Source organism: Okeania sp. SIO2F4, from assembly GCF_010672385.1.
In the GTDB taxonomy this organism is placed as follows: domain Bacteria; phylum Cyanobacteriota; class Cyanobacteriia; order Cyanobacteriales; family Microcoleaceae; genus Trichodesmium.
The window spans coordinates 1-3,136 of record NZ_JAAHGT010001060.1; the positions used below are offsets into that span (position 1 = coordinate 1).

Below are 3,136 nucleotides of genomic sequence, written 5' to 3' on the forward strand. Positions count from 1 at the left end.
ATCTGTGGCCCTCTTAACAGATTTTTACGAGTAAGATTTAACAAGGAATTTTTATCTGCTGGTGATAATTTTTGGTTTTTTTATAGTGGTCATGGAATGCGTTTTAAAGACCGAGATTATTTGATGCCTGCTGATGCTGACCCTCATCCAGATGGGGTAGAATATACTGCTATTTCCCTTTATTTTGTGACAGAAAGGTTAAGGCGATGTGGAGCAGATAATGTGATTTTATTTTTAGATGCTTGTCGCAGTCAGGAAAGTTCAAAGGGTTTAGGTATAGGAAAAGAAAAGCAGAAAGGAGTAATTACATTTTTTTCTTGTAGTCCTAATGAAAGGTCTTATGAAATTGAGGATGAAAGGATACAACAGGGTTCTTTTACTTATGCTTTATTAGAATCTTTAAGAATTAAAGGAGAAGGTAATTGTGCTACTGTAGAAAGATTAGATAATCGTTTAAGTGGTCGAGTTTCTGATATTAATCGTCAGTTTAGAAAACCTCGGCAAACTCCTTATAGTATGGTTGAACCAATTACTAAATCCCATTTAATTCTGTTGCAAAAGCAGGCAAATTCCAGTGATATTGCTACACTAAAAAATGATGCTTATCGTGCTGAAGTAGAGAAAAATCTTGAATTAGCTAGACAATTATGGATTAGAGTTAATATAGCTGCTTCCGGTTCAGATATGGACGCTACTGATGCAATGAAAAGATTGAGTAAATCGACAAATAATTTAAAGTCAGGTGATGAGCAGCCATCCGATGATCAAGGAGAAAAATCACCACATCCAAATATACCGGAAAAAAATAAATTTCTTCCTAATAATTTCAAGTTAAAGTATGCAGTTTTAGTAGGAATTATGGGAATAGTTTTATTGGTAATAAATCCAGTAATAGATCTTCTTATAGACCCATTTGGTTTAAAAACAAATAATATACAGAATACAACACCACCACAATCTGAACTACAAAACACAGACAATATCAAGAGTAACCAAGATACCACTAACATAACACCAAAATCCGAGGGACAAAACACAGATAATACCAAGAGTAACCAAGATACCACTAACATAATTGGAGATTATGAAACTCTAGAAAATTTACTAAGACAAAAAAGATTGAAAGAAGCAGATCAGGAAACTTTTAGCATAATGCTAAAAGTTACTAACCAAGAAAATGCAGCTTATCTAAACCAAAAGTCAATTGAAAATTTTCCATGTTCAGACCTCCGTAGAATTGACCAACTTTGGGTAAAATATAGTAATGGTAAATTTGGCTTTTCCGTGCAGAATAAAATTTATCAGAGATTAGGTGGAAAAAGAAATCTTGATGATGAAATCTGGGAAAAGTTTGGTAAGGAAGTAGGATGGCATCAAGGAGAAAAATGGTTATACTACAATAACCTACAGTTTGACTTAAGTACTTTTTATAAAGGGCATCTACCAGTGGCAGTATTTGGTACTAGTGGAAGGGGTGAACATTTAGATGGGCCATTGGGTGGAAGAATATTTCGAGAAAACAGCCAAATATCGGCTACATCAAGCCTTCTTTTCTCTCGTGCAGAGAGTTGTGGTCTGTAAGTAACATATAAGCGTTTCAGCCGTCAACAGAAAAAAGTTTTAGAAACTCAATTTTAGGAGTTTTCTTTATTTCAGCATTTTCGATACTCTGTTTCAGTTATCAATTATCAGAGAACTTGAGCTATGTTCTATTTCTCAATAATTTTCTGATTCTCTAACCATTCACGAAACTCACGGAGTAAAGCATTTTCTCCTTTTTCACCTCGTCTAGTGAGAAAATTTAAAATAACTGAGTTCGATAAAATTGGCAAAACATTTGATTTTTCTTGCTCCTGATAACTCCCATCTTGCAAACAATAAATAAACAACTTTTCCCCATCAAATCTCCATATTTCTCCGATACCTAAAGCAGCATAAATTGTTAAACGGTCTAAATAACTGCTAGTAATATCAATCTCAATTGCTAAATCTGGAGGTGGATCGTCATTAAAATCAAACTTAATTTTACCTCGTACTAATTCCTCATTAGTAATGTAATAACATTCATCTGGTTCAATCCCTTTTTGCAAATCTTTTCGACTTAATGTTGTCGAACCAAGACTTGATATTTCTAATCCTAATACCTCCGTAGTTGTTTGTACCAGTCCTCCTAAAAAACCTTTATTAATTTCATGTTCTGGCAAGGGAGTCAGAATTTCTAATAAACCTCGATCGTAAGTCAATTTTTTACTAGGATTTTCTGCTAAATCTAACAATAATGCTTGATAAGTTTCCCATCTAATTCCCATTAATAGGGTTGAATTTTCTGGTTTTAATAAAGTTTGAGTCATAGTCATTTCAGTTATCAGTTTCATACATTATGAATTACTAAAATCAAATCATTCTACCTACTCAAAATTACCTTGAGAATGCCTGACAAAAGTTTCATATTCAATACTGCCATAAGTATTTTCAATAAACTCATGCCAAGACTGATTTTCAGGTTGGTTATTATCTTGAATTAAATTAATCATTGTCCCTAAAAATTGTTTTTCTTCTGGGATTAAGCTGTTAATAATTTCTGCTAGGGATTGAACTAATTTTAAATTCATAAAAACCTCTAATAGTTTACATTTTGAGAATAAATGCAGTAGTGGACTGACACATCTAAAATGGTGCGTTACGACGGGTTGCTGAATCTCTTTCATAGTATGAATTTAAGCAGTATAACGCACCCTACAATTTTCCTAGCTCCAGTAGTGGACTGTTTCATTTTAAATGTTGCAATAGAAAAGTGTCTGGAGATTGCTTCACTGTCGTTCGCAATGACAAATCTAATACACTATTTTAGTTGAAACAGTTTAGTAGGGTGTGTTAGCGAAGCGTAACGCACCGAAATATTTGGGATAGGCGGTGCGTTACATTTCATTAACGCACCCTACTAAACCTAATTATCTTCAATATTTAATTCACCCCATCACCACACCATCCCATCACCCCATCACCCCATACTGGTCCACTTCCTGCGCGAGGAGCTAGGGCTAACCGGCACCAACGTCGGCTGTGAAACCAGCCTTTGCGGCTCGTGCACGGTGCTGGTCGACGGCAAGTCGGTGAAAGCCTGCACTCAGCTGGC

At 35.0% G+C, this 3,136-nt stretch carries 4 protein-coding genes; 2 read left to right on the forward strand and 2 right to left on the reverse strand.

The genetic code is table 11. The annotated features are described in order from the left end of the window. Positions 1–1,581 (forward strand): GUN4 domain-containing protein (locus tag F6K22_RS37015; RefSeq protein ID WP_293109730.1); only part of this gene is annotated, 1,581 nt, incomplete at its 5' end. A gap of 128 nt (positions 1,582–1,709) precedes the next feature. Here the strand turns inward: F6K22_RS37015 and F6K22_RS37020 are convergent. Together F6K22_RS37020 and F6K22_RS37025 are read right to left on the reverse strand one after the other, a co-directional pair. Further along, complete coding sequence (locus F6K22_RS37020) at positions 1,710–2,357, reverse strand: Uma2 family endonuclease (RefSeq protein WP_293109731.1); 648 nt, start codon at positions 2,355–2,357, stop codon at positions 1,710–1,712. Positions 2,358–2,408: 51 nt separating this feature from the next. Further along, complete coding sequence (locus F6K22_RS37025; RefSeq protein ID WP_293109732.1) at positions 2,409–2,612, reverse strand: hypothetical protein; 204 nt, start codon at positions 2,610–2,612, stop codon at positions 2,409–2,411. A gap of 375 nt (positions 2,613–2,987) precedes the next feature. Here F6K22_RS37025 and F6K22_RS37030 point away from each other — a divergent pair. After that, a partial coding sequence (locus F6K22_RS37030) for a 2Fe-2S iron-sulfur cluster-binding protein (protein WP_293109733.1) occupies positions 2,988–3,136 on the forward strand: 149 nt, incomplete at its 3' end.

Bases quoted from the DNA above. Each gene is read 5' to 3' on its own strand.
- F6K22_RS37025 (WP_293109732.1), bottom strand. From the start codon at position 2,612: ATGAATTTAAAATTAGTTCAATCCCTAGCAGAAATTATTAACAGCTTA.
- F6K22_RS37020 (WP_293109731.1), bottom strand. From the start codon at position 2,357: ATGACTATGACTCAAACTTTATTAAAACCAGAAAATTCAACCCTATTA.